The sequence below is a fragment of the Streptomyces iconiensis genome (assembly GCF_028657195.3).
Classification (GTDB): Bacteria; Actinomycetota; Actinomycetes; order Streptomycetales; family Streptomycetaceae; genus Streptomyces; species Streptomyces iconiensis.
Map to the genome: position 1 here is coordinate 151,220 of NZ_JANCPR020000017.1, position 25,420 is coordinate 176,639.

Annotated in this window: 21 protein-coding genes; 8 read left to right on the plus strand and 13 right to left on the minus strand. The window is 71.5% G+C overall.

Annotated features, from left to right (window positions below; translation table 11 throughout):
- Window positions 1-30: 30 nt before the first annotated feature.
- The 10 genes from NMN56_RS18840 to NMN56_RS18885 all read right to left on the minus strand — a co-directional run bounded on the left by NMN56_RS18840 (window position 31) and on the right by NMN56_RS18885 (window position 10,417).
- Window positions 31-1,503, minus strand: coding sequence for an aminotransferase class III-fold pyridoxal phosphate-dependent enzyme (locus NMN56_RS18840; RefSeq protein ID WP_274041578.1), 1,473 nt, complete (start codon window positions 1,501-1,503; stop codon window positions 31-33).
- 131 nt (window positions 1,504-1,634) lie between these two features.
- Entirely contained in the window at window positions 1,635-2,711 is a 1,077-nt protein-coding gene (locus tag NMN56_RS18845) for a type III polyketide synthase (protein ID WP_274041577.1), read from the minus strand.
- Window positions 2,708-3,211 carry a hypothetical protein gene (locus NMN56_RS18850; RefSeq protein WP_274041576.1) on the minus strand — a complete coding sequence of 168 codons (504 nt, stop codon included), beginning with the start codon at window positions 3,209-3,211 and terminating at the stop codon, window positions 2,708-2,710. Before NMN56_RS18850 ends, NMN56_RS18845 begins: the two co-directional genes overlap by 4 nt.
- Window positions 3,208-4,020 carry a bifunctional 2-polyprenyl-6-hydroxyphenol methylase/3-demethylubiquinol 3-O-methyltransferase UbiG gene (gene ubiG / locus NMN56_RS18855; RefSeq protein WP_274041575.1) on the minus strand — a complete coding sequence of 271 codons (813 nt, stop codon included), beginning with the start codon at window positions 4,018-4,020 and terminating at the stop codon, window positions 3,208-3,210. The genes NMN56_RS18850 and ubiG overlap by 4 nt, the downstream gene beginning before the upstream one ends.
- A complete protein-coding gene (locus tag NMN56_RS18860) occupies window positions 4,020-4,943 on the minus strand; it encodes a hypothetical protein (RefSeq protein WP_274041574.1) in 924 nt (307 codons plus the stop codon). The genes ubiG and NMN56_RS18860 overlap by 1 nt, the downstream gene beginning before the upstream one ends.
- 32 nt (window positions 4,944-4,975) lie before the next feature.
- On the minus strand, window positions 4,976-6,178 hold the full coding sequence (locus tag NMN56_RS18865; protein WP_274041573.1) for an acyl-CoA dehydrogenase family protein: 1,203 nt from the start codon (window positions 6,176-6,178) through the stop codon (window positions 4,976-4,978).
- A complete protein-coding gene (locus tag NMN56_RS18870; protein WP_280842705.1) occupies window positions 6,171-6,479 on the minus strand; it encodes a hypothetical protein in 309 nt (102 codons plus the stop codon). The genes NMN56_RS18865 and NMN56_RS18870 overlap by 8 nt, the downstream gene beginning before the upstream one ends.
- A 384-nt stretch (window positions 6,480-6,863) precedes the next feature.
- On the minus strand, window positions 6,864-7,853 hold the full coding sequence (locus NMN56_RS18875) for a hypothetical protein (protein WP_274041571.1): 990 nt from the start codon (window positions 7,851-7,853) through the stop codon (window positions 6,864-6,866).
- 101 nt (window positions 7,854-7,954) lie between these two features.
- The gene (locus tag NMN56_RS18880) at window positions 7,955-8,656 is read right to left on the minus strand and encodes an SDR family NAD(P)-dependent oxidoreductase (protein ID WP_274041570.1); all 702 of its coding nucleotides are present in this window, start codon (window positions 8,654-8,656) and stop codon (window positions 7,955-7,957) included.
- Window positions 8,657-8,758: 102 nt separating this feature from the next.
- The gene (locus NMN56_RS18885; RefSeq protein WP_274041569.1) at window positions 8,759-10,417 is read right to left on the minus strand and encodes a multicopper oxidase family protein; all 1,659 of its coding nucleotides are present in this window, start codon (window positions 10,415-10,417) and stop codon (window positions 8,759-8,761) included.
- Window positions 10,418-10,608: 191 nt separating this feature from the next.
- Here NMN56_RS18885 and NMN56_RS18890 point away from each other — a divergent pair, with 191 nt between their 5' ends.
- Both NMN56_RS18890 and NMN56_RS18895 read left to right on the plus strand, forming a co-directional pair.
- The gene (locus tag NMN56_RS18890; RefSeq protein ID WP_274041568.1) at window positions 10,609-11,796 is read left to right on the plus strand and encodes a cytochrome P450; all 1,188 of its coding nucleotides are present in this window, start codon (window positions 10,609-10,611) and stop codon (window positions 11,794-11,796) included.
- Between the two features lie 66 nt (window positions 11,797-11,862).
- Complete coding sequence (locus tag NMN56_RS18895) at window positions 11,863-12,903, plus strand: methyltransferase (protein ID WP_274041567.1); 1,041 nt, start codon at window positions 11,863-11,865, stop codon at window positions 12,901-12,903.
- A gap of 139 nt (window positions 12,904-13,042) precedes the next feature.
- Here NMN56_RS18895 and NMN56_RS18900 read toward each other — a convergent pair whose 3' ends face one another.
- The gene (locus NMN56_RS18900; RefSeq protein ID WP_274041566.1) at window positions 13,043-14,572 is read right to left on the minus strand and encodes an MFS transporter; all 1,530 of its coding nucleotides are present in this window, start codon (window positions 14,570-14,572) and stop codon (window positions 13,043-13,045) included.
- A 13-nt stretch (window positions 14,573-14,585) separates the two neighbouring features.
- A complete protein-coding gene (locus tag NMN56_RS18905) occupies window positions 14,586-15,815 on the minus strand; it encodes a cytochrome P450 (RefSeq protein ID WP_274041565.1) in 1,230 nt (409 codons plus the stop codon).
- A 187-nt stretch (window positions 15,816-16,002) separates the two neighbouring features.
- Between NMN56_RS18905 and NMN56_RS18910 the strand changes: the two genes are divergently transcribed.
- Both NMN56_RS18910 and NMN56_RS18915 read left to right on the plus strand, forming a co-directional pair.
- A complete protein-coding gene (locus NMN56_RS18910) occupies window positions 16,003-18,186 on the plus strand; it encodes an MMPL family transporter (RefSeq protein WP_274041564.1) in 2,184 nt (727 codons plus the stop codon).
- A 44-nt stretch (window positions 18,187-18,230) separates the two neighbouring features.
- Entirely contained in the window at window positions 18,231-19,448 is a 1,218-nt protein-coding gene (locus tag NMN56_RS18915) for an FAD-dependent monooxygenase (RefSeq protein ID WP_274041563.1), read from the plus strand.
- A 123-nt stretch (window positions 19,449-19,571) separates the two neighbouring features.
- On the opposite strand, the gene NMN56_RS18920 is transcribed toward NMN56_RS18915, so the two are convergent.
- Entirely contained in the window at window positions 19,572-20,105 is a 534-nt protein-coding gene (locus NMN56_RS18920; protein WP_274041562.1) for a VOC family protein, read from the minus strand.
- Between the two features lie 212 nt (window positions 20,106-20,317).
- Here NMN56_RS18920 and NMN56_RS18925 point away from each other — a divergent pair, with 212 nt between their 5' ends.
- From NMN56_RS18925 to NMN56_RS18940, 4 genes are all read left to right on the plus strand, one after another.
- Entirely contained in the window at window positions 20,318-21,736 is a 1,419-nt protein-coding gene (locus NMN56_RS18925) for an NAD(P)/FAD-dependent oxidoreductase (protein WP_274041561.1), read from the plus strand.
- Complete coding sequence (locus tag NMN56_RS18930; protein ID WP_274041560.1) at window positions 21,733-23,292, plus strand: peptide MFS transporter; 1,560 nt, start codon at window positions 21,733-21,735, stop codon at window positions 23,290-23,292. The genes NMN56_RS18925 and NMN56_RS18930 overlap by 4 nt, the downstream gene beginning before the upstream one ends.
- Window positions 23,289-24,335 (plus strand): methyltransferase, encoded by a 1,047-nt coding sequence (locus tag NMN56_RS18935; protein WP_274041559.1) that lies wholly within the window; start codon window positions 23,289-23,291, stop codon window positions 24,333-24,335. Before NMN56_RS18930 ends, NMN56_RS18935 begins: the two co-directional genes overlap by 4 nt.
- 62 nt (window positions 24,336-24,397) lie before the next feature.
- On the plus strand, window positions 24,398-25,276 hold the full coding sequence (locus tag NMN56_RS18940; protein WP_274041558.1) for an LLM class flavin-dependent oxidoreductase: 879 nt from the start codon (window positions 24,398-24,400) through the stop codon (window positions 25,274-25,276).
- Window positions 25,277-25,420 lie beyond the last annotated feature (144 nt).

Consider the following 25,420-nt stretch of genomic DNA (forward strand, 5'->3'; position numbering starts at 1 on the left):
GGCAGGAAGGCCGCGGCGTCCGCCGGGCGTTCAGGGCAGTACGAACGGGAAGTCGTGCTTGGCCAGTTCTCGCGCCGAGTCGATGACGGCGCCGGAGATCTCGTCGATGTCCGCTTCGCTGTGCACGTCGCCGGTGAACAGCATCGGCAGACTCAGCGTGTAGACACCGCGGCGGCGCAGCATCAGCGTCAGCAGGAACAGCCCGATCGGGTTGACCGCCTCGGCGAAGGTGCGGTAGTCCGCGTAGGACTCCTCGGCGGTGAAGCCGAACGAGCCGATGAAGTCGCCGAAGCCCAGCAGCCGCAGCGGAATGCCCGTCTCGGCGCGGAAGCCGGCCAGCCGGGTGCGGATCAGCTCCACCTTGGCGCGGGTGCGCGTGTAGTAGGCGTCACCCTGCTCGCGCAGCAGGCTCAGCGAGGCGTAGGAGGCGGCCAGCGACAGGTGGTTGCCCGCGTGCGTGGTCTGCACGCACGTCTTGCGGCCCAGGTCGGTCAGTGCCAGGCCCGAGGTCGTCATGTGCTCCAGCAGGTCGGACCTGCCGCCCAGCACCGACAGCGGCAGCCCGAGCCCGGTGACGACCTTGCCGTAGCAGTACAGGTCGGCGGGGATGTCGAAGTGCCCGGCCGCGCCTGAGGGCCCGTAGCGGAAGCCGGTCAGCACCTCGTCCAGCACGAACGGCACCCGCAGCTCCCCGCACCGCTCGGCGACCTGCCGGATCAGCGGCACGGTGTGCTCGGCGTAGGGGTACGAGGAGGAGACCGCCTCGCCCAGAACGCACGCCAGCTCCTCGCGGTGCCTCTCGATCAGTGCGAGCGCGGCCTCGGTGTCGTTGGGCAGGATCAGCAGCTCGGTGGCGGGCGCCGGTGCCACCCCGGTCAGTGCCGGCAGGGGCGTCACCCCGTGCTCGCCGATCTCGGGGAAGGGCTCGACCGGGTGACCGTGGTACCAGAACGCGGTGTTGTGCGCGGCGATGTCGTGCACGCCGTGCAGCGAGCCCTCGAACTTGGCGACCATGCGGCGGCCCGTGTGGGCGCGGGTGAGGCGGATCGCGGCTGCCGTGGCGTCGGTGCCGGAGTTGAGGAAGGCGAACCGCTCGCAGTGCGGCACGAACTCGCCCAGCAGGGTGGCCAGGCGCTGCTCGACCGGATGCAGATAGCCGTTGCCCGTCGAGCGCCCCAGCAGGTCCCGTACGGCCTCGACCACGCGGGGCGGGTTGTGCCCGAACAGCGCCTGGGCACCGAAGCCCAGGTGGCTGTCCAGATAGGTGCGGCCGTCCACGTCCGTGATCCTGCTGCCGCTGGCTTCCTCGGTGACCAGCGGGAACTGGGGCGCGTGGAAGGGCCAGAAGGCGTGCGAGGACACCGACTTGGCCCGCACCTGCCCGGAGACGGCGAGGGACTCCTGCTGCCGCTCGGACAGCTCCGTGAACAGGTCGGTCACCCACTGCTGGGTGAGCAGATCGGCGACCAGGTCCTGGATGCCTGGTGATTCACCTGTCGTCATGGGGTCACCGCTTTCGTCAGCTGTCGGAGGAGTACGCGATCCGTCGGAGAAGTACGCGATCTGTCGGAGGAATACGCCATCCGTCGGAGGAGTACGCGATCTGTCGAAGAAGTACGCGAGGGGAGCCGGGCTCAGAACCTGATCAGCGCGGACTCCATGGTCAGGCCGGGGCCGAAGGCCATGAAGACGCCGTACTCGCCGGGTGCCGGGCGCAGGTCGCGCATCAGGTGGTCGAGGATCAGCAGCACCGTGGGGGAGGAGCAGTTGCCCCGCGAGCCGAGGATGTCCAGGGAGGGCCGCAGCACCTCGGCGGGCAGCCCGAGCCGTTCCCCGATGAAGTCGATGATCTTCGGTCCGCCGGGGTGTATGCCCCAGTACGCGATGTCCTCGGTGCTCAGTCCGCGCGGCTCCAGCAGCCGCTGGACGAAGGGACCGATGGTTTCCGACAGATACAGCGGCACGTAAGGCGACAGGGTCATCCGGAACGCGTCGTCCATCACCTTCCAGGTCATGGCCCGGAAGCTCTCCGGGTGCGTCTCGGTGTGCGTGCCCAGCACCAGAGGCCCCGAGGTCGCGGGCGGCTCGTCGGCGTCTGCCGCGGCCAGCAGCATGGTGGCGGCGGCGTCACCGAACAGCCCGTGCACCACGACCTGTTCCTTGGTGACCTCAGGGCGCAGATGGACGGAGCAGACCTCGGCGCAGGTGACCATCGCCAGCTCGTCCGGCCGGGCGGTGAGCGAGTCCATGGCCACCTTGATGCCGTTGAAGGCGGCGTAGCAGCCCATGTGGCCGACGAAGGTGCGCCGCAGATCGGCGCGGAGCCCGAACTCCTTGGCCAGCAGCATCTCGGGGGTCGGGCCCGCGTAGCCGGTGCAGCTCACGAAGGTGTAGCTGCCCACGTCCGCCGGTGAGACCGTACCGGCCGCCCCGTCGAACACCGCGGCGACCGAGTCCCGGCCCATGGCGAAGGCGTGCTCCTCCCAGGCGGCCATGCGCTCGCGCATGCTGGGGTACCGGTCGGCGAAGTGCTTGTGCGGCGGCCAGGCCATGTAGCGCTCGCGGACCTGGGTGTTGAGGAACAGGCTCTCGGCTTCCGGCACGTCCTTGTACAGCTCGCGGTAGAAGGCGTCGAACATCTCCTGCTGGCCGACGGGTTCGCCGACCGAGGCGGGTGCCAGACCCACGATGCGCGCCGCTGTCGCCGTCACGACACTCCCGCTCTCTCTTGCTCAACGGCTTCTCTGACCGCTTCCAGAAAGCCCTCTGTGACCTCGTCGGTCTCCTTCTGCGCGAACGGTTCGATGAGCACGACCACCACGGGCGCCACGTCGACGGACGCCTCGGTACGGGTCTCGATGCGCAGCCGCTGCTCGCCCTCGGCCGCGCCATCCTCGATGTGGAAGGTGCCCCAGGAACGGAAGTTGTGCTCGCCGTGCGGCTCCCAGGTGATCGCGTCGGGGTCCGAGGTGTCGAAGCGCGCCTCGTACTCGGGGGTGAAGGTGACGGCTCCGTTGGAGACGGTCGCCAGGCGGTAGTGGTAGACGCCGCGGGTGTCCGTGCCGTCTGCGGCCTCTGCGACCCGCTCCAGCGACTCCACGCCCGGCATCAGCCGGCCGCAGCCGGTCACGTCGTTCACCAGGGCGCGCAGCCGCTCCCTCGTGCAGCGCACGGTGATGCTCTTGTCGCTGGCTGATCGAACCCATGTCATGGCTGTGCCCTCCCGGGCTCGTCGGTGCCGGTCTTGGCGGCGTGGCCTATGTAGCTGACCGCCGTCGAGGAGGTCAGGCCGAACTCGCCCAGCGGGCGCCGCCGTACGATCGCGGCCAGCAGCCGGTGGCGGGGCGCCGTGGGGGCCAGCCCCCGCGGTTTCGCGAGCGCCAGTCCGTGCCGGGCCAGGGCCGCGTGCAGTTCGCGGGGGCGGATGAACATCCGCCAGTTGTGGGTGCCCGGGTGGATGATCTTCAGCAGGCGTTCCAGCACGAGGATGGCCATCAGATAGCTGGCAGCGGTGCGGTTGATGGTGTCGAAGACCAGCAGCCCGCCGGGGCGCAGCACCCGTGCGCACTCGGCGACGGCGCCCGGCAGGTCGTGCAGGTGCTCCAGCACGTCCGAGAGCAGCACCACGTCCAAGCTGCCGTCCCCGGCGGGCAGTTCATAGGCCGAGCCCACCTGGTACGTCACCTCGACACCGGTGGACCGTGCGTGTGCGCGCGCGGTCTCCACGGAGCCCTCGGACAGGTCGAGGCCGGTCACGGAGTAGCCCAGCTCGGCCAGACGCTCGCTCATCAGCCCGCCGCCGCAGCCGATGTCCAGGACGCGGACGGCCGACCTGTCCTCGCCCAGGCGGGCGCGCACGGTGCTGTCGAAGTAGCGCACCCGCGCCGGATTCATGTCGTGCAGCGCGCGCAGCGGACCTTCCGGGTCCCACCACGAGTCGCCGATCAGGGAGTAGTAGTCGTTGTCGATCGTGGCCGAGGACGGGTCCAGGGCCGTCAGGTGCCTGCCGGAAGCCGCCATCACAACCACCTCGGCGACTCGGCAGGATCGATGCCGAAGGCGGCCTTGCCGATCAGTTCGGCGGCCGTATCGGCTTCGTGGCCCCCATGGGCGCCGACGCGGATACGGGGCCCGGTCTTCAGGTCCTGCCAGATACGGGCGATGCTCGGCTCGGCCTCCCCGCCATGGCCGCGCACCTGCTCGTAGGCGAGGGAGACGACCTGCTCAGCCGCGGCTGCCGCCTGCACCCGGGGCAGGGAGCTGTCGGCGCGGGTGGTGTGCTGCCCGACCCCGACCCCGACCCCGACCCGGACCCCGCCCCCGGCGTTCCCGGTGTCCCCGGTGTCCCCGGTGTCCCCGGTGTCCCGGGTGTCCTCGGTCAGCGCGCAGTGCTCCAGCAGTGCGGTGGTGGCGGCCAGCGCCGCGCGCATCCTGGCGACGGCGAACTGGGTGCCGGGCAGCAGCGCCGGAGGCGGAGCGCCTGGCTGCGCTCCGGGTGAGCGCTCCGCGGGGGCCGAGCGCTCCTTGATGTCGGCGACGGCCAGCGCGTAGGCGCGCTCGGCGAGGCCGAGCAGCACGGCGGCCTCGGCGTGATCGCCCACGCGCGCTGCCTTCCCGCCGCCGCCGCTCCTGCCCTCGGCTGCGCTGTCGCTCCCGCCGGGCGTGGCCAGGCGGGCCGCCAGCGCGAAGGCGGTCGGCGCGCAGCCGCCGGCCACGATCCGCAGCAGCGCGCAGGTGCGCACCAGCGATCCGCCGTAGTCGGCGCCGAGTGCCGAGGTCAGCTCGGCGAGGTTCTCGGCCGTCCGCGCTTCCAGCGCGTCGGCTGTGCTGCCTGCGTGCCCTGCGCTGACGCCGCTGTCTGTGCGGCGTTTGCCGAAGGTGGCCGCGAGCTGTGCCACCTCCTCGGTGAGCCGGGTCCAGGACGCGGCTTCGGTGCTGCCCATCCCCACGGGTTCCTTCCTCGCGGTCACGGCGCTCACCCCGCCCAGCGGGGCTCGGCGAACAGCGGTACGTCCAGGGCCTGTTTGCCGGCCCACTCCAGAACGACGTCGCCGGCGGGCGGCACCAGCAGCCCGGCGACCACGTCCCTGTACATGCGCTGGAGCGGGTCGGCCGAGGCCAGCCCTGAGCCGCCCTGCACCTGCATGGCCAGCGTCACGACCTCGTGCGCGAGCCGGGTGACGGTGAACTTCATGACGCTCATGTCGATGTAGTGGCCCAGCGGGTCGACGTTCTCGTGGTCGGCGTGGATCGCCGCCTCCAGATACGCCTCTGCCGTCGCGAGCTTGGTGGCCATCTCCGCCACCCGGAACTGGATGCCGGGCAGATGTGCGTTGGGCTTGCCGATGACGCTGATGACCCGTTTGCGCTGGGTGGCGACCACATGCTCCAGCGCGCCGCGCGCGATGCCGACGAAGCAGGAGGCGAAGCTGCACCAGGCCCAGTGCACCCCGTTCATGAACAGCAGCGGCAGGGTGCCCCGCTCGCCGATCGAGGACTCCTCGTCGACGAACAGGTCCTCCAGTGCCAGCGAGTGGCTGCCGGTCGCGCGCATGCCCGCCGCGTCCCACTCGGCCGTGACCCGCACGCCGCGCTCAGGCTTGGGGATCAGGAAGGCCATGGGCTGCGGCAGTCCCCTGTCGTCGGTGGTGGCGGCGGAGAGGAACAGATGGGTGGCGCCGGGAAATCCGGTGAAGAAACCCTTGCGCCCGTTGAGGACGTAACCGCCTTCCACCGGTTCGGCCTTGGTGGTCGGGTGCCACCAGTTGCCGCCCACGCCCGGCTCGCTGAAGCCCCCGGCGATCACGGCGCCCTCGGCCACCTGGCGGCAGGCACGGGCCGTGCTCTCGCCGCCCAGGTTGGCGATCATGGCGAGGCCGTGTACATGCATGTTCACGGAGAACGCCGTCGAGGCGCAGCCCGCGGCCAGGATGCGCTGGGCCCGGCACAGTTCGGCCAGGCTCGCGCCCGCACCGCCGTGCTCCTTGGGCACGGTCATCGCGGTGTAGCCGCTGGCGACCAGCTCGGCGAGGTTCTCGTGCGGGAAGCTGGAGTCGGCGTCGTGCGCTGCGGCACGCTCGGCGAACCGGGGCGCCAACTCGCGGGCCAGCGCCACATAGTCGGTAGTACCTGTGGAGCCGGTGCGGCCTCCGGTGCGGGCCGGTGCGCCGCTAGACATAGGGCACCGTGTGCGCGCGCGGCAGCGGCGCGGATTCGCAGGCGGCCAGCGACTCGGCCATCGAGCCGACGCTGTCCGACTCGGACGAGAAGGTCTGATCCAGCCAGTGCATCAGGTCGAAGTCCGGGTATGCCTCCCGGATTCGGCGCCCCAGGGCCTCCAGGTTCATCGAGTCGAAGCCGAGGTCGTCGGTCAGTGAGGCATCCGGTGCGATCTCCTCCATGCGGAGGTTCGGCTTGACCGCGACCAGATGGACAGCCAGGGCGCGCATGTGGTCGGTAACGAAAGCTCCATCGAGCACGTCGATCATCTCCCGGTCTCAGGACGGTGTCGCCGCTCTCCCCCGCGTCGCGCCCCGCTGTGTGGGGGCGCGGCGGGGGAGTGCCGGCGGACCGTTCCAGGAGAATGGCGCTCCCGACTCGCGCCAGGCTCAAGGGGATCGGCGCAGATCAGCGCCGTGAATCCGCCCTCGCGGCCGTGGTGAGGTGCGCGCCGTTGCTGCGGCGGCGGGGCCTCTCCTCGCCGCCGCAACGGCGCGCACAGCGGACGGACCTGACCCAGGGAGCCTGCTGTCGTTCACCGTCTGCTGCCGTTCACCGCCTGCACCGCCTGCTGGCGTTCAGCGTCTGCTGTCATGCACCGTCTACTGGCGTTCAGCGCCTTCCCGCGCCGGCGCCTCCCGGTGTCAGCGCACGCGGAACAGGAGGTGCTGGCCGTGGCGGGCCATGGGCTGGGCGTCCTTCACGCTGCCCACCCAGGAGACCGCGACATAGCGGCCCGGCTCGGTCGGCATGGTCAGCGTGACGCCCTCGCCGGGCGACAGCGGCGGGGTGCCCAGGGGCGAGGCGATGGCGAACGGCGGAGGTGCCGTGCCGTCGAAGAACGCCTGCACGTCCTTCTCGGTCACCGCGTCGTCATCCACCCGGTAGATGATCGCCTCGTCGGGCTGTTCCGGTACGGAGTTGACGTACCGCAGCGGACGCCCCGCGCGTGCCGTGCCGCGCAGCACGAAGCGCGGACCTTCGCTGGTGTGCACGGCGCGCAGGGTCGCCGAGCAGCGCGGCCGGCCCGCTGTCCCGCCGGAGCCGTCAGCGCTGTCAGCGCCGACCGCACCGTCAGCGCGTGCCCGGGGCCCGTCCCGGACGGTGAGGGTGCGTACGTACTCCTGGCCAGGCGCGGGATTGCGGCCCAGGTCGCTCTGGAAGTCGCGGTACTCCAGCAGCAGATAGCGGCCGGGCTCCAGCTCCGAGGTGAAGTACGAGACGACGCCCGGGTGTACGGCGGCCCCGCCGAACAACTCGGCCGTGGCCATCAACTCCCGCGTGGCCCTGATGGTCTCCTGGGGCACCTGCGAGGTGAAGATGGTGCGCAGCAGTCCGCTGAACGCCTCTTCGCCGTGGCCGCCGCGCAGCCGGGCGAGACCGATGAAGCCGCAGGTGGCACTCGTGGAGACGGACCGGAAGGTCGTGGTACCCCGAGGCGCCGAGGACGGGAAGGTGAAGCCGTCCTCGCCGGTCACGATCTCCAGCGGTCCCGGCCGGGCGCCCGGCCGCGTGGTGGAGGGCCCGGCCCCGTGTGCCGTCCCGGCTCCGCGTGCCGTGCCGACCCCGGTGAGCAGGGCGGCGCCGAGGGCTCCGCCGGCTGTGAGGGCCCGGCGCCTGTTCCACTTCTGCATACGTCACCACATCCTGTGAGCACTGACGTTCGGGCCGCCAGCGAATCACCGGACACCTGGGTCACACTCAAGGATCTGTCGAGGCAGCGGCGTACCGCCCTTCACCAGCCGATGACCGTGCCGCGCCGGAAGAAGACGCCCGAGGGGCCGTCGTCCGCCAGCGTCGCGGCCCGCACGATGTCCTCGGCCGCCTCCTGCGGGCTCTGCTCGGCCGCAGGGCGCATCCGGGTGCGCACCAGGCCCGGGTTGATCGCGTTGACCAGCACACCGGTGCCCTCGGTCTCCTTGGCGAGCATCACGGTCAGCGCGTTCAGGGAGGACTTGGAGACCGAGTAGGCGGGGCACATGTCCGCGATGCCGATCGTGAAGGAACCCGTGCCGCTGGAGATGTTCACCACCCGTCCCCAGCCCCGCTCCACCATGCCGGGCACGAAAGCCTGGGAGACCCGCCAGGTGCCCAGCAGGTTCACCTCCAGCGTGCGCTCGACCAGGGAGAGGTCCACCCGCGAGGGCCGCTCGCCCCAGTCGAGCTGGACGCCCGCGTTGTTGACGAGGATGTCAACGGGGCCTGCGTGCGCGGCGGCCAGACGTACCGACTCCGCTTCCGTGACGTCCAGTACGGCGTGCGTGGCGCCCTCGCCCAGCTCGGCCGCTGCCTTGCGTACCGCCTCCTCGTCCCGGGCCGCGAGGACCACCCGGTGACCGTCAGCGTGCAGCGCGGCGGCCACCGCCTGGCCGATGCCCCGGTTGGCGCCGGTCACCAGGGCGGTGCGCCGCCGGGGCGGCTGGACGGTACTGCTCATACGTGCCTCCGGTCGGCAGCTCGGTCGCTCGGCGTGCTGGGCGTACGGTTCCCGGGGTGTGCGCTGTGCCGGTGGTGCGGGCGGCACGCCGTCGGACACGGTCTAGTGATGTGCGGAGATCGTGCGCGGAGCCTGGTCCTCCGTTCCCGGCCTGACGACCGTGAACTGGCCCATCATTCCCCTGTCCTCGTGCTTGAGGACGTGGCAGTGGAACATGTACGGGAAGTCGGCGTTGACGTGCCGCGGCATCGCGACCGCCAGCCGCACCTTCTCGTCCGGCGGCACGTGCACCGTGTCCTTGGCGCCGCGCAGATGGGCCGGCGGGCGCTTGCCCTTGTAGGTGACGACGTTGAAGGCGAGCCCGTGTATGTGGAGGGTGTGCATTCCGTCGCTTGAGGCGGTCACGTCCCACAGCTCGACGGACCTGGCCGCTGCGACCGCGTCGACGCGGGTCATCTCCATGTCCTTGCCGTTGATCTGCGTCCCGCTCATCCGGAACTCGCGCACCCTCGCGTCCCCTGGCACCTCGATGGCGGGGGGCGTGTCCCGCAGCCGCTCGGGCAGCGGCCGGGACTTCGACAGCTTCTGCGCCGCGCGCAGTTCGATGATGTCGAAGGTGTCCTCGCCGCCGTCCATGCGCTCGGTGGGGAAGCTGTTGCCCAGGTCCGGTGCGAAGCTGCGCAGCAGCGCCTTCTGCCCCGGCTCGAAGCGCACCACTATCTCGGCGCGCTCGGCCGCTGCCAACTGGATGCGGCGCAGCGGCACGGGGCGCTCCACCAGCCCGTTCTCCTGGGCGACCAGGTGGAATTCGCGGTTGTCCGTGAAGCCGAAGTTGTAGACGCGGGCGTTGGACGCGTTCATCAGCCGCAGCCGCACCAGCGTCGAGGTCACCTTCAGATGCGGGTCGTAGGTGCCGTTGACCAGGATGGTGTCGCCCAGCACGCCCACTCCGCCCACCCCGGCGAAGCTCTCCATCGTGGTGGCGCCGCGCAGCTCCATGGTGCCGTCGTCGTTGAACTTGCGGTCCTGGACGATCAGGGGAACGTCGTCCACGCCGTAGTCGCGCGGCAGCCCCGTGCGCTCCTCGGTCTCCTTCTCGTCGTCGAGGATGAACATCCCCGCGATGCCGCGCGTGACGTGGTCGGCGGTCTCCTCGTGCGGATGCGGGTGGTACCACAGCGTCGAAGCCGGCTGCTCGATCGTCCAGTACGGCTTCCAGACCGCGCCCGGCTCCACCATCTGGTGCGGGCCGCCGTCCATCGTGGCGGGCAGGTGCATCCCGTGCCAGTGCAAGGTGGTGGCCTCGGGAAGCCTGTTGTCGTAGGCGACACGCACCTTCTCGCCTCTGCGGGCACGCAGTGTGGGCCCGAGGAAGGTGCCGTTGACGCCCCAGGTCGGTGTCTGTTTGCCGGGCAGCAGCTCGGTGGTGCCAGCGCGGGCCTTCAGCTCGAACAGCCGGCCGGCCCCGTCGCTGCTGCCTTCCAGCAGGCGGGGGATGTGCACCGTGTTGGCGAACTCCAGATCGCCCACATTGCTCTGCCGCCGGTTCCGGTAGACCACGGCGAAGTTGACCCCGTACGCGCCCCCCACCAGCAGCCCCGCCCCCAGCACCCCGCCGGCCGTCAGCAGCACACGCCGCCTGACGCGGGAGCGCCTCGGGCGTAACTGTCCCTCGTTGTCCGTCTCCTCGGCGCGCGAGGGCACGCCCGGCTCTTCATCTTTGTCCGGTTCGCTCGTCATCGGACCATAGTGGCCGGTCATGGGCTCAGTGTGCGGCCGTCGGCTCAAGTGCCCCACGAGTCCCGCTGGAGCGCCGGTGGAGCGGGACCGTGAGTCCCTCACCCTCGCCCCTGGCCCCGGCCGCCGTCAGGCCGCGCTCCAGCGAGCCCCGAGAACCGCCCGTCAGCGTGGGCGCAGCCGAGGCGCGACCGAGGAGTGGAAGGGGAGCGAACGTGACCGCACATGAAGGCCCACCGCCGCGGCCGTCTGTCGAGGACGGCGGCCGGAAGCTCTTCTCCTGGCTGAAGACCATGCGTGACGATCACCCCGTCTGGCAGGACGAGCACGGGGTGTGGCATGTCTTCCGCTATGCGGATGTCCAGCGTGTCATCACCGAGTACGAGGAGTTCTCCGCCGATCAGACGAGGGCGGTGCCCGACCAGAGCCGGGTCTCCCGTGGAGACCTGACGCTGATGGACCCGCCCGACCACCGCAAGATGCGCATGCTCGTCTCCTCCGTCTTCACGCGTCGCGCCATCGACAAGCTCACGCCACGGATCACCGCGATCTGCGCCGAGCTGCTCAAGGACGTGCAGGACAAGGACGAGTTCGACCTGGTACGCGACTTCGCCTACCCGCTGCCGGTCACCGTCATCGCCGAACTTCTCGGAGTTCCGGCCGCCGACCAGCCGCTGTTCCGCGAGTGGTCGGAGACGATCCGCTTCAGCGACGGCGCCGACCCCAACAGCCCCGAGCTGATCGCGGCCGTCGAGGGCGCCGTCACCGCCACCACCGAGTACCTGGCCCAGCACTGCCGCAACCGCCGAGCCGAGCCGCGCGACGACCTGATCAGCAAGCTGGTGCAGGCCGAGGTCGAGGGCGTGCGCATGGACGACGAGGAGACCGGCACCTTCGCCGGGCTGCTGCTGATGACAGGGCACGTCACCACCGTCGTGCTACTGGCCAACGCGCTGCTGTGCTTCAACGAGAGCCCCGGCGTCTACCAGGAGCTGCGCGAGGACCGCTCGCTCATCCCCGGCGCGGTCGAGGAAGTGCTGCGCCTGCGCGCCCCGTTCATGCACACCAAGCGGGTCGCCAAGCGGCCCACCGAGGTCAGCGGAGTCACCATCCCGCCCGACCAGATGATCGAGGCATGGCTGCTCTCGGCCAACCACGACGAGCGCGAGTTCGCCGAAGCCGAGCGCTTCGACCACCGCCGCGACCCCAACCCGCACATCGGTCTCGGCCGTGGCGTGCACTTCTGCCTGGGCGCTCCGCTGGCCCGCCTGGAGGGACAGATCGCGCTCAACATGCTGATGGACCAGTTCAGCGGGATCGACGTGCTCCAGCGCAGGTTCGAGCCCTACGGCTGGGGCCTCTCCGGGGCCCAGCGCCTGCTGGTCAGGCCGCACCGCGCCTGAGGACGCGGGGGTCGCGGGGGACACAGGCCATGAGGCCATGAGCCATGGAAACGACGAAGGTGACCCATGACAGACACCGAGGGCGGGGCCCGGACCTCGTCCATGACGCTGTTCGAGATGCTCACCGGCCACATGGCGGCCCAGACCGTCCATGTCGCCGCCGAGCTGAACCTCCCCGACAAGCTGGCAGCCGGCGCCCGCACCGTCGCGGAACTGGCCGAACAGACCGGCACCCACCCGCCCTCGCTGCTGCGGCTCCTGCGCGCCATGACCAGCCTCGGGCTGACGGCGGAGACGGCCGAGGGCGAGTACGAGCTGACCGAGCTGGGCAGCCCGCTGCGTGCTGACGCACCCGACTCGCTGCGGTCCTTCGCCCTGCTCAACCTGCGCGAGGAGGGCTGGCGTTCCTGGGGCGAGCTGCTGCACAGCGTGCGCACGGGTGACCCGGCCTTCCACAAGGTCTACGGCATGAAGGTGTTCGAGTACACGGCCGCCCATCCCGCGGTCGGCGAGGCATTCAACGAGGCCATGGCGGAGAACACCCGCAGGGCCGCACGTGCCGTCGCCGTCGAGTACGACTTCTCGCGCTTCGGGACCCTGGTGGATGTCGGCGGCAACGACGGCACCCTGCTGGCAGGGGTGCTGGCCGCTCACCCGGGCCTCAAGGGGATTCTGCTGGACACCCCCACCGGCTGCGAAGGCGCCGAGGCCACTCTCACAGCCGCCGGGGTCGCCGGGCGCTGCCAGGCGGTCGCGGGCGACTTCTTCACCGCCGTGCCGGGCGGCGGCGATGCCTACCTGCTCAAGGCGGTCATCCACGACTGGGACGACGAGCACTGCGTGCGCATCCTGCGGAGCGTCCGCGCGGCGATCCCGCCGGGCGGCACCCTGCTGCTGGTCGAGCCGGTGATTCCCACGGGGCCCGGCCGGGCTCCGACGGTGCGGATGGTCACCAGCGACTTGAACATGCTGCTCTACACGGGCGGAAAGGAGCGCACGGACGAGGAGTTCAGGGCGCTGCTGGGCAAGGCGTCCTTCGAGCTGACCGACATCAGCGAGCCCATCCGCCCGCTGGACTCCCGGGTCCTCACCGCCCGCCCCGTCTGAGCCCCTCACGCCGTCCCGCACGGTCCGTACGTCCCGCACCTTCCGCAAGCGAGTGCCCCGTCCGGAACGGACGGGGCACTCGTGTGTTCACGCGGCACGCCGGCGCGGCCGGGCCCCAGCGGCCCGGACCCCCAGCGGCTCAGCGCGCGTAGGGGCTCGTGTCCTTGGGCAGCGCCTGCGCGATCACCGCAACCAGCAGCAGACCGCCGACGGCGATGACGGTGTAGGACCAGAAGGCTTCCGTGAACAGATCGGCCCGCTCGGCCGCCGGAACCCCGGCCACCAGCCGCTCCAGCCTGGAGCCGCCGCCGGACGTGCCTCCGGCGCCCGTGGCCTTCGCCGCCGCGCTCGCCAGCGGCGCGAACAGCCATACCGCCAGCAGCGCCGTGCCCAGGGCCCCGCCCAGCTGCACCGCCGCGTTGCACGAGCCGGAGGCCGCGCCCGCGTCCCGCGCCGTCACCCCCGTCCCGGCGAACATGAAGGACGGGCCGATCACACACACCGTGCCCACTCCGCCCAGGAACAGCCCGGGCGCCATCGGCACCCAGCCGCCGCCCGCGCTCAGCACCGTGCCGAACCACAGCAGCCCCACAGCGGCCACCAGCGCGCCCAGCGACACCACATGGCGGCCCAGCCGCGGCACGGCGTACCGCATGAGCTGCGCGGCGAGCGCCCCGCCCAGCGCCCAGGGCAGGAAGACAAGACCGGTACGCAGCGCGCTGTAGCCCAGCCCCATCTGGAGGGCGAGCGAGACCGCGACGAAGAAGCCGATCATCACGACATGCACGGTGAACAGCACGGCGGTACCCGCGCCGAAGCCCGGCAGCGAGAACAGCCGCAGCGGCACCAGTGCCGAGTGGTCCCTGCGGTCCTTGGCGCGCGCGTGCAGCGCGTACAGCGCCAGCACACAGGGCGCGGCGACCAGCGAGACCCGCATCCAGCCCGGCCAGCCCGCGTCCCGCCCCTGCACCAGCGGGTAGAGCGCGCACAGCAGGCCGCCGGTCAGCAGCACAACCCCCCACACATCCATGCGCAGCGGGTCCTTGGCGCGGGTGTCGGGCACCACCAGGGCAGCCGCGACCAGGGTGGCCAGCCCGAGCGGCACGTTGACCAGGAAGATGGCCCGCCAGCCGAGCCCGGCCAGGTCGTAGGTGACGAACACCCCGCCCAGTACGGGCCCCGCGACTCCCGCGAAGCCCGTCACGGCACCGAACGCGCCGCTGGCCGCGCCCCGTTCACGCAGCGGGAAGACGGCGTAGACCGTCGCCATCACCTGAGGCACCATCAGCGCGGCAGCCGCGCCCTGCACCGTGCGCGCGGCGATCATCAGCGCAGCGTCGGGGGCGATGCCGCAGGCGGTCGAGGCCAGCGTGAAGCAGACGACTCCCAGCAGGAAGAGCCTCCTGCGGCCGAACCTGTCGCCCAGCCTGCCGCCGGTGATGACCCCGGCACCGAACGCCAGCGTGTAGGAGGTCAGGAACCACTGCGAGGCCGCGTAGCCGGAGCCGAGGCCCTCGCGCATCGCCGGCAGGGCGACGGTGATGATGGTGACGTCCAGCAGATTCATGAACAGCGCCGTCAGCATGACGCAGAGCGCGGCCCACCGGTGGGGGTGCGGGGCGGCCTCACTCGCCGCTCCCGCCGTGCCGGCCGCCGCCGTACGCGTCATCGGGGCCCTCCGCTCACCAGGCCACGGGCAGCCGTGCCAGTCCCCGGATGAGTCCTGTGCTGTTCCATTGCAGCTCCTCCACCGGTATGGCCAGCCGCAGACCGGGGAACCGGCGCAGCAGGCTCGTCAGGGTGATGCTCAGTTCCATACGGGCGAGCTGGGCGCCCAGGCAGAAGTGGGAGGAGTGGCCCATCGCCAGGTGGTGGTTGGGCTCGCGGCGCAGGTCGAGCCGGTGCGGCTGTGCGAAGACAGCGGCGTCGAAGTTGGCAGCGCCCAGGTCCACCACCACCCCCTCTCCGGCCCGCACGGTGACCCCGCCCAGTTCCACGTCGTCCGTGGCGATGTGGGCGCGGGCCGAGCCGGCACCTGTGGGGATGTAGCGCAGCAGCTCCTCCACGGCGCGGGGCGTGATCTCCGGATGGGCGCGCAGGTCCTCCAGCGCCTCCGGGTGGGTCAGCAGGGTGTAGCTGAAGTTGGCGATCTGGTTGAGCGTCGTCTCGTGGCCGCCGATGAGCAGCGCGATACCGAGCCAGACCAGCTCCTGTTCGCTGAGCCGGTCCTCCTTGTCCCTGGCCAGTACCAGGCCGCCGAGCAGGTCGTCGGTGGGCTCGGCCCTGCGCTGCGCGATCAGTTCGGAGAAGTAGGCGAAGAAGTCGCCCATGGCCGTGCGTACCGCGTCGGGCCCTGATGCCGCGGCCCCCATGATGGTTTCGGTGAAGGAGCGGAAGCGCTCGTGGTCGTCGGCGGGAATGCCCATCAGCGCGCAGATCACGCGCACCGGCAGGGGCACGGCCAGCGCCTCCACCAGGTCGACGGGCGGGCCCGCCGCTTCCATGCCGTCCAGCAACCCGTCCACGAGGCGCTGGACGTCAGCGCGCATCGCCTCGATCCGGCGCGCGGTGAACGCCTTGTTGACGAGCCTGCGCAGCCTGGCGTGCTCGGCGCCGTCCATCGTCATGATCGAGCCGCCGGGCGGCGGTTCGGGCAGCCGGCGGGGGAGCGCTTCGGGCGCCGCGACCAGCTCCCTGGTGATGTGCGGGCAGGACATCACCTCCCGCACATGTTCGTAGCGCACGGCCAGCCAGGCGTCGCCGCCGTAGGGCATGCGCACCCGCGTCATCCTGGGTGCGGCCAGCAGCGGCCCGTAGCCGGGAGCCAGATCGAGCCGCTCGGGCGGGCCCAGGGGGTAAGGGGGTGACTCGCGTGGTTCAACAGCTCGCGCTGTGGCTGTCGTCGTGGACAACGGTGGCTCCTCCAGTCATGGCCTGCGGTGATCACGAGCGCCGCTCGGCCTGAGGCGGGAACCGTGACAACGCGGTCTAGGGGCTCGCTCAAGGCGTTCTCCAGAGGCGCTGGCCAGGCTGGGCCATGGACCGCTGAGGCCGCACGGCCCGGCACCGGCCGGGCAACCCGTATGCCAGGAGGACCCCGTGACCGTCACGCCACCCCGCACACGGCACGCGCCCGGGGCGCAAGAGCCCCCGCGAGGCGGCTTCTTCGCGCGCACGGCCGGCTTCGCGCACCGCCACAGGTGGACGGCGCTGATCCTGTGGCTGGTCGTGCTGGCGGGAGTCTGGGCAGCCGCGTCCGCCGCGGGGGAGCACTACCGCGACGACTACACGATCCCCGGCACCGAGACCCAGCGGACCGTGGAACTGCTGGAGGAGCACGGCTCGGCACAGGGCGGGGACACCGTCGAGATCGTGCTGCACGACCCCTCAGGACTCCGTGGTCAGGACACGCGGAGCGCCGTGCGGGCCATGGAGGGTGAGGTCGCGAAGCTGCCCGGAGTGGCCGCTGTACGGGGCGCCTTCGCCGAGGGCTCCTCGCTCTCCCGTGACGGCACCACCGCCTTCGGCACCGTCGAACTCGACCGGCCGGCCGAGGAGATGGACCCCGCCGACACCCGGCGCATCCTGGATACGGCGCGTGCGGTACAGGGCGGCGGACTCGGCGTGGAACTCGGCGGCGAAGCGGCGCGCGAGCTGGCCCAGGGCGGCTCGGGCCCGGCCGAGGGCGCGGGCATCCTGGCCGCACTGGTCATCCTCGTCTTCCTGTTCGGCACCGCCGTTGCGGCCGGACTGCCCGTCGTCACCGCCCTGTTCGCGGTCGGCACCACCATGGGCGCCATCGTCCTGGCCTCGCACGTGTTCACCATCGCCACCTTCACGCCGTACGTGATGATGCTCGTCGGGCTCGGCGTCGGTATCGACTACGCGCTGCTCATCTTCGCCCGTTACCGTTCCGAGCTGACCCGGGGCCAGGACACCGCAGTCGCCGCGCGCGCCGCGCTGGAGACCGCTGGCCGCACCGTCGCCGTGGCCGGCTGCACCGTGATCATCGCCCTGCTGGGGCTGGTCGCGCTCGGCCTGGGCGCCCTGCGCGGGGTGGCCCTGTCGGTGGCCTTGACGATCCTCGTCACGATGCTCGCCTCGCTGACGCTGCTGCCCGCGCTGCTGGCCGTCTTCGGGGCACGCTTCCAGCGGCAGTTCACCGCACGCGCGGCACGCCGCGCCGAGCGCGGCAAGGCGGCGGAGGGCGCGGGCTGGCGCCGCTGGGGCGCGGCCGTGCAGCGCAGGCCCGTCACCGTGCTGCTGCTGACCGTCGCGGCGCTGGGCGCGCTGGCCGCACCCGCGCTGGGCATGCGGCTCGGCTTCGCCGACGCGGGCAACGACCCGGCCGGCAGCACAGGACGTGCCGCCTACGACCGGATGGCCCAGGGCTTCGGGCCGGGCGTCAACGGCCCGCTGGTCATCGCCGTCGACGCGGGAGACGGCAGCGCGGCAGGACCCGCGCGCTCCCTGGCCAGGACCTTGGAGGACACCCGGGGCGTCGCGGGTACCGGCGGCGTCGTGCCGACCGAGGACGGGCGGGTGGCGACCGTCATCGCCTACCCCGGCTCGGCGCCGCAGGAAGCGGCCACCACCGATCTGGTGCACTCCCTGCGCGACGACGTGCTGCCGGGGCTGTCGGAGCGCACCGGGGCCGAGTACCTCGTCGGCGGCTCGACGGCCTCCGTCGTGGACTACTCCGACACGGTCTCCTCCCGGATGCCGCTGTTCGTCGCGATCGTCGTCGGGCTCTCGGTGCTGCTGCTGGCCGCCGTCTTCCGCTCCGTACTGATCCCGCTGAAGGCCGCCGTCCTCAACCTGCTCAGCATCGGCGCCGCGCTCGGCGCCCTCACCCTGGTCTTCCAGAACGGCTGGCTGGGCGAACAGGCGGGCCCCGTCGAGGCGTTCCTGCCCATCATGGTCTTCGCGATCGTCTTCGGGCTCTCCATGGACTACGAGATCTTCCTCCTCTCCCGTATGCGCGAGGAGTGGACCCGCACCGGGGACCCGGCAGGCGCGGTCCAGGAGGGCCTGGCCAGGACAGGGGCGGTCATCACAGCGGCCGGAGCCATCATGATCGTCGTCTTCGGCTCCTTCTTCCTGAGCGACGACCGGATGCTGCGCCAGTTCGGCTTCGGCCTGGCCTTCGCCATCTTCATCGACGCCGTCCTCATCCGCTGTCTTGTCGTGCCCGCCGCGATGCAGCTGCTCGGCCGCAGCGCCTGGTGGCTGCCGCGCCCGCTGGAGCGCGCCGTGCCCCGGTTCGGCCTGGAGAAGGACTGACAGGTACCGCCCACCGCGTATCCCGCAGAGAACGAGGTTGATCCATGAGCAGCACTCAGGCCGCCCGACCCCGCAGAGCGCTGCTGATCGGCTGCGGCATCGCCGGGCCCGTCCTGGCCATGTTCCTCCAGCGGATCGGCATCGAGGCCGTCATCCACGAGGGCAGCGAGGAGCCCCGCGACACGGTGGGCGCCTTCTTGAACCTGGCGCCCAACGGGCTCGCCGTCCTGAGGACCCTGGGCGTCGCCGACGAGGTGGAGAAGAGCGGCACCCCGACCCGCGACACCGCCTTCCTCAACCACAAGGGCAAGCAACTGGGCAGCAATCCGGCGGAGACGGTGCTCATCAAGCGCGGCCTGCTCAACAGGGCGCTGCGCGAGGCCGCACGCGAGCGCGGCATCGTCATCGAGTTCGGCAAGTTCTTCGACAGCGTGACGGAGCCGGCGGACGGCGCCGGTGTCGTCGTCCGCTTCCGCGACGGCACCACGGCCGAGGGCGACTTCGTGGTCGGCTGCGACGGCATCCACTCCAGGACCCGCTACAGCGTGCTGCCCGACGCGCCCAAGCCGGCCTACACGGGCGTGATCGGCACCGCGGGGTACACGCACTCGGCGCACGGGGCGCCCGAGGACGGCACCATGCGGATGTCGTTCTGCCTGGACGGCTTCTTCGGCCACCAGACCACGCCCGGCGGGGAGATCTACTGGTTCGAGAACTACCACCAGGCGCGCGAGCCCGAGCGCGGCGAGGTCGAGTCCGTTCCGCACGAGGTGTGGCAGCGACGGCTGCTGGACAGGCACCGCAAGGACCACAGCCCGGTGCCCCAGCTCATCGAGGACACCCGCTCCGGCATCCTCGGCTACCCCATCTACGACATGCTCTCCCTGACCACCTGGTACAGGGGCCGGGTCTGCCTGGTCGGCGACGCGGCGCACGCCACTTCTCCGCACGTGGGGCAGGGCGCCTCGATGGCGATGGAGGACTCGATCGTGCTCGCCAAGTGCCTGCGCGACATCCCCGACGTCGAGGCGGCCTTCGCCGCCTTCCAGGGGCTGCGCAAGGAGCGCGTCGAGAAGATCATCAAGGAGGGCCGCAAGACCGGCAACCAGAAGGCGGCGACCAACGGCTTCCAGCGCACCGTCCGCGACCTGGTCCTGCCCTTCTTCCTCAAGCTCGGTGTGAAGGCGACCCGGCCCGTCTACTCCTACCGCGTGGACTGGGACGAGAAGGTCACCCCCGGCGCGACGACCGCGCACGGATGACCGCACACCGGTGACGGCGGCACTCCGGTGACGGCGCGCCGGTGACCGCGTACAGGTGCGCGGCACACAGTTGGGGGGCACGCCCGCGGCATGCCCCCCAACTGCCGTGCCCCGCGCGGCCGTTCAGGACCCGTTGTGCGTGGAGAGCTGTACGAGGTTGCCCTCGGGGTCGGAGACGTAGGCCGAACGCTCGCCCCACTGCTGGTCCCTGGGCGCCATCAGGCCCTTGGCGCCGGCCCTGAGCGCCTTCTTGTACAGCGCGTCCACATCGGTGGTGATCACGACGATCTCCGACTGCTTCCGCTTGCCGGGCCCGATGTGCTTCAGCGGCGTGGAGTCCTTGATGACCTCGTAGGTCGCGAAGGTGAGGAAGTAGCTGTCGCCCAGGCTGACCGTGCCGAAGACGGCGTGGCCCGTTCCGGGGTAGCGGAAGTCGACCTGGAAGCCGAAGGCGTCGCGGTAGAAGCCCAGCATCGTATCGACGTTCTTGGCGTACAGACTCGGCTGGCCGTGCCGCACCACCTCGGCGGTCGCCGCAGCGCGCGCCGTGTGCGGCGCCGCTCCGGCGCCGGTGGGCGCACCCGCCACCAGGCCCACGGTCAGCGCTGCCGCGCCCGCCGTGCTCGCGGCCCAGATCCGGACAGCTCGTGAACGCATGGGGATCTCCTTCGTCGGATGCACCGTGCCACTCGTGTGGGGCAGGGGACGGCACCGCGCTAGAGGTCCGCTCGGGCTTCGCCAGCGAGGGGGTCAGACGCCGTGGCATCGAGGATCTCTCCACCGCTCCTCCGGCAGCCGGGGTCACGGTGCCCGGGTGGGTCCGATCCGGAGACCGACCTGTCCAGGACCCCGGAGGATTGGAGAAGTTCATGCGTGGTTCCACCCAGATCCTCGTCATCGGGGGAGGCCCCGCCGGATCGACGGCGGCGGGACTGCTGGCCAAGGACGGCTTCGAGGTCACCCTGCTGGAGCGCGACCAGTTCCCCCGCTACCACATCGGCGAGTCGATCCTCCCCTCGTGCCGGCCGATCCTCGAACTCCTGGGCGTCTGGGACAAGGTGGAGGCCCACGGCTTCCAGCCCAAGGGCGGCGCCTACTTCTTCTGGGGCCCCGAGGAGTGGGAGGTCAAGTTCGACAGCCTCGGAGACGACGGCAGCAACGCCTGGCAGGTCATCCGCTCCGAGTTCGACGAGCTGCTCCTGCGGCACGCCGTCTCGCTCGGCGTCGAGGTCCACGAGAACGTCGGCGTCAAGGAGCTGGAGTTCGACGGGGAGCGGCCCGTCGCCGCGCGGTGGGCCGACACCAAGAACCCCTCGCACCACGGCCGTATCGCCTTCGACTACGTCATCGACGCCTCAGGGCGCGGCGGTGTGCTGGCCGCCAAGCACATGAAGAACCGCGAGTACCACGAGATCTTCCGCAATGTCGCCGCGTGGACGTACTGGAAGGACGTCAAGCCGCTCGACCGCGGCCCCGAGGGCGCCATCGCCGTGTGCTCGGCCCCCGACGGCTGGTTCTGGGTCATCCCCCTCCACGACGGCACCACCAGCATCGGCCTGGTCACCGGGCGGGACATCTTCAACGAGAAGAAGAACAGCCTCGGCGGCGTCCAGGAGGTCTACGACAAGGCGCTCGGCGAGTGCGCCGTCGTACAGGACCTGCTCACCGGCGCCGAACAGGTCGCCGGAATGAAGGTCGAACAGGACTACTCCTACACCGCGGAGAACTTCGGCAAGCCCGGCTATCTGATGTGCGGCGACGCCGCCTGCTTCCTGGACCCGCTGCTCTCCACCGGCGTCCACCTGGCCACCTACAGCGCCATGCTCGCCAGCGCCACCGTCGCCAGCGTCCTCCGCGGCGAGGCGGCGGAGGACGAGGCGTGGGAGTTCTTCAACACCGTCTACCGGCACGCCTACGAGCGGCTGCTGGTGCTGGTCTCGGTGTTCTACGAGAGCTACCGGGGCAAGGAACACCACTTCTACAACGCGCAGAAGCTCACCCAGAGCCAGCGCGACGGGCTCAACCTCCAGGACGCCTTCGACCGCATCATCACCGGCATCGCCGACCTGGACGACGCGCAGGACGTCTACGCCAGCGTGCACGCGCACCTGAACGGGGCCGAGAGCGGTGACCCCAACCCGCTCGCCAACCTCAACAAGGTCCACGAGCAGAAGCAGGCCCCCATGAGCGCCGGCAACGCCGTCGGCGGTCTGTACCTGTCCTTCAGGCCCCGTCTGCACCTGGCCCGGACGGAGCCGGCCCGAGCAGAGGGAGAAACCCCGGCATGACAGCCCCCGCTCACGCCGAGTCGCCGGGCGACGGCTCCCCGGTCTCCATGCGGCCGTGGCCCCGCTGGTTCCGCACCCTGTTCCTGAGCGATCTGTGGGAGCGCTTCGGCTTCTTCGGCATGCAGGCCATCCTCGTGCTGTTCGCCGTCGCCCCCCGCGACGAGGGCGGACTCGGCCTCGGCAAGGCCGACGCCGCCGCGCTCTTCGGCGCCTGGATCGGGCTCGCCTTCATGCTGTGCCTGCCCGGCGGCTGGGTGGCCGACCGGATACTCGGGCCGCGCCGCACCCTCGTGCTCGGCGCCGCCATCACCACGGCGGGCCATTTCGCGCTGGCCACACCGCTGCTGTGGCTCACCCCCGTCGCGCTGATCCTGCTCGCCGTCGGCATGGGCCTGTACAAGCCCAACCATCAGGCCATGCTCAACCTGATGTTCCGCGAGAGCGGACGCCGTGAGGCGGGCATCTCCCTCATCTACGTCGGCATCCAGGTCAGCGCGCTCACCTCCCCGCTCATCGCCGGGTTCCTCGGCGAACGCGTCGACTGGCGGCTCGGGTTCGCCGTCTCCGGTACGGCCATGCTCATCGGCACGGTCCAAGTCGCCCTGGCACAGCGGCAGTTCGAGGGGGTCGGCGAACGCCCCGGGCGTCCGCTCAAGGCGCCCGAGGCCCGCCGCGCCAAGCGGCTCACGGGCCTCACCCTCGCCGTCGTCGTTCTGCTGCTGAGCGGCATGCTCGCCGCCGGCGGACTCACGGCAGGCAGCGGCATCGCGCTCGTCGGCATGGCCTCGATCGTCGCGCCCGTCGTCGGCTACACCGTGCTCTACCGCAACCGCGAACTGCGGCCCGACGACCGCAGACGGCTGCGCTCCTTCCTGTGGATCTTCCTGGGCTCGACGCTGTTCTGGTCGCTGATCGCACAGGACGGCTCCGCGCTCACGCTGTTCGCCAAGCACTCCACCGACCGCGACGTCTTCGGCTTCGAGGTGCCCGTCAGCTGGCTCCAGTCCGCGACCCCGCTGTTCATCCTCGTACTCGCCCCGCTCTGCGCCTGGTTCCTGCTCCGGCACGGCGGCGGACGCGCGGGGGTGCCGGCGAAGTTCTCGGCCGGGCTGCTGCTCACCGGCGCCAGCTTCCTGATCATGGCGCTCGCCGCGGGGCTCGCCTCCGGGGACTCCAAGGTCTCCCCGCTGTGGCTGATCGTCGTCTACTTCATGCACGCCTGCGGCGAACTCATCGTCGCCGCCGTCGGTATCGCCGCCGTCGCCGATGTGCTGCCGCGCCGCTTCATCGGGCACATGCTCGGCGTGCTGTGGCTGTTCGCCGCGCTCGGCGGCGGTGCCGGCAGCGGCCTCGTACGGCTCATCGACGTCGTTCCCGAGTACCTCTACTACCTCCTGCTCGCCGTGCTGGCGCTGTCCGTCGGCGGCGTCCTGGCGCTGCGCAGGCACGCCGTCGCACGCGGTCTGGCCCCGTTGACCGCCGAGGAGGCGGCAGCCTCGGCACCGCCCGACGACCCGGACGCGCGCGAGCCAGTCAAGGAAGGCAACCCCGTATGACGCTCACCAGCGACGCCCCGGCGCCCGGCACAGGGCCCGGTGGCGACCCCAACGATCCAGGCGGCATCGCCCGGCTGGGCCTCGGCTTCGCCTCGGCCAAGCTGCTGCTGAGCGCCCTGGAACTCGGCGTGTTCAGCGCGCTGGCCGGGACAGCCGACGGCACGGCCGAGGCCGAGGAACTGCGCGCCGCGCTCGGGCTCCACCCCCGCGCGGCGTCCGACTTCTTCGACGCGCTCACCGCCGCCGGGCTCCTGGAGCGCCACCACGGCCGCTACCGCAACACCGGGGCCGCCCAGCGCCACCTGGTGCGCGGCCCCGGCTACGCGGGCGGGTTCCTGGAGGGCGCCAACTTCGTGCTCTACCCGGCATGGGGCCGGCTGACCGAGGCGCTGCGCACCGGACAGCCGCAGGCCGAGGGCGACTTCGAGGCCATGCTGAGCGACCCGCAGGCACGCCGGATGTTCCTGGCGATGCAGGACTCGCTCAGCCAGCCGCTGATCCCGCACCTGCTGGACGCGCTCGACTGGGACGGCTTCGCCACCCTCACCGATGTGGGCGGCGCCCGCGGCAACCTGACGGGCCAGATCCTGCGCGCACGGCCCGGGCTGCGGGGCACGGTCTTCGACCGCCCGCAGAACGCCGGGCCGTGCGCCGAGCACACCGCGGGGCTGGGCGTCGCCGACCGGGTCACCTTCACCGGCGGCGACTTCTTCACCGATCCGCTGCCCCCCGCCGATGTCGTGGTCATCGGCCATGTGCTGGCCGACTTCTCCCGCGACGAGCGCAGAACGCTGATCGAGAAGGCGTACACCGCCGTCAACGACGGGGGCGCGCTGCTCGTCTACGACCCCATGAACGGCGACAGGCCCGACCTGGCGTCGCTGATCGCCAGCCTGCACATGCTCGTGATGACACCGGCGGGCGCCGGTTACCACCCGGGCCACTGCACCGGGTGGATGGAGCAGGCCGGGTTCCGCGACGTGAGCGAGCGCCGGCTCCCGCTGGGCAACACCCTGCTGACCGCGCGGAAACCGGCGGTCTGAGCGCGGCCAGGGGCACCGGTACGGACTACGGACTTCCGCCACAGACCAGACAGGAGACCACCGTGGAGATCGGAGTGGGCCTGCCCACCACCGTGCCCGACGTCGACGGGCAGCGGCTCGTCGAGTGGGCCGGGCGTGCCGAGGAGCACGGCTTTTCCACCCTGGGCGTGCTCGACCGGCTCGTCTACGACAACTACGAATCGCTCGTCTCGCTCGCCGCGGCAGCCGCCGTGACCCGGCGGATCAAGCTCGCGACGACGATCCTGCTCGCCGCCTACCGGCCGGGCACCCCGCTGCTGGCCAAACAGCTCGCCACGGTCCACGAGATCTCCGGCGGGCGGCTGGTGGTGGGGGTCGCCGCGGGCGGACGCGAGGACGACTTCCGTGCCACCGGAGTGCCCTACCACGACCGGGGGCGCCGCCTGGACGCCGCCCTGGCCGAGCTGCGCGACATCTGGGACGGCAAGGACACACACTCCGGCGTCGCCGGTATCGGCCCCCGGCCCGGCGGCTCCGGCCCCGGCTCCGGCCCCGAGATCATCGTTGGCGGCCATACGCCGGCCGCCATGCGCCGTGCGGCGCGGCACGCCAACGGCTGGATAGCGGGCGGCAGTTCGGCCACCGCCTACGCCGACCTCGCCGGGCAGGCGCGCGCCGCCTGGCGCGCGCAGGACAGGGCCGACCGGCCCCGGCTGGTCGCGCTCGTCTACGCGTGCCTGGGGCCCGGCGCCGCGTCCACGGCCGAGAGCTATCTGCGCGACTACTACGCCTTCATCGGGCCCAAGGCCGAGATGGCGGCCAAGGCGGTCATCACCGAAGCCCAGGCACTGCGCGAGACCGCCGCAGCGTACGCGGCGGCCGGCTGTGACGAGCTGCTGGTCTTCCCGTGCAGCGCCGAGCCGGCCCAGCTCGATCTGCTGGCCGAGGCGGCCCTGGGCTGAGGTGGCCCCGGGCCGAGCTGACTCCGGCCCGAGTTGGCCCCGGCCGAGGCGGCCCGGGCCGAAGCGGTACGGGAGTGAGGTGGCCCCGGGCCGAAGACCTCGCGGGGATGAGGGCCCCGCGATCCCCGCGGCGGCGGGGGGGGG